This is a genomic window from Rhodoferax sp. RT5P35, assembly GCF_056521385.1.
This window is the reverse complement of the sequence record NZ_JBWMAX010000241.1, coordinates 1-1,177: the sequence shown is the minus strand read 5'-3', so window position 1 is coordinate 1,177 and position 1,177 is coordinate 1. Positions and strand designations below refer to the sequence as shown.

Annotated in this window: 1 protein-coding gene; it reads left to right on the top strand. The window is 65.1% G+C overall.

What is annotated here, in order from left to right:
- On the top strand, window positions 1–1,177 hold a 1,177-nt coding region (locus AC097L_RS25320; RefSeq protein WP_479589465.1), incomplete at both ends, for an ATP-binding protein.

Below are 1,177 nucleotides of genomic sequence, written 5' to 3'. Positions count from 1 at the left end.
ACCCCCATGAACGCCATCATCGGCATGTCCTACCTGGCCCTCAAAACCGAACTCAACCCGCGCCAGCGCGACTACCTGGCCAAGATCCGCCAGTCCGGCCAGCACCTGCTGGGCGTGATCAACGACATCCTGGACTTCTCCAAGGTCGAAGCCGGCAAGCTCTCCATAGAAAACCTCCCCTTCGCGCTAGACAAACTGCTGGAGAACGTCGCCAACGTCGTCTCCGAGAAAGCCGCCGCCAAAGGCCTGGAGTTGGTCTGCGACGTGGCCCCCGAAGTCCCGCAAAGCCTGCGCGGCGACCCGCTGCGCCTGGGCCAGGTCCTCATCAACTTCGCCAACAACGCCATCAAATTCACCGAGCGCGGCGAAATCAGCATGGTCGTGCGCTTGAAAGCCGGTTCCGACGACAGCGCCCTGCTGCGCTTTGAAGTCCGCGATACCGGCATAGGCCTGACCGAAGAACAAATCAGCCGCCTGTTCCAAAGCTTCCAACAGGCCGACAGCTCCATCACCCGCAAATACGGCGGCACCGGCCTGGGCCTGGCCATCAGCAAAGCCCTGGCCGAAGCCATGGGCGGCACCGTCGGGGTAGAAAGCACCTACGGCCAAGGCTCCACCTTCTGGTTCACCGCCCAACTCGGCCTGGGCGAAGACATCGAACGCCCGGCGCTGACCGACCTGGACATGCGCGGTAGGCGCGTGCTGGTGGTCGACGACAACGCCCACGCCGCCCTGGTGCTGGTAGACATGCTGCGCAGCATGGGCTTTGACGTCGCCTCGGTGGACTCCGGCACCAAAGCCGTGGCGGCAGTGCGCGAAGCGGCCGAAGGCGGCTACCCGTTTGACATCACCATGCTGGACTGGCAGATGCCGGGCATGGACGGACTGCAAACCGCGCACGCCATCACCGCGCTGGGGCTGCCATCCAGCCCCAAGCCGATATTGGTGACCGCGTATGGGCGTGAAGAGGTGGTGCAGGGCGCGCAGGCGGCGGGCATTGAAGACCTGCTGGTCAAGCCGGTGAATGCCTCGCTGCTGTTCAATGCCATGATTTCGGCCATGGGGCGCAAGCGCGGCGCGCGTGCCGACGATGCCCCCGACACCCAGGCCACCGCCCTCACCATGCGCACCTTGGCGCAGCGCAGCGGGGCCCGCATCCTGCTGGTGGAAGACAACG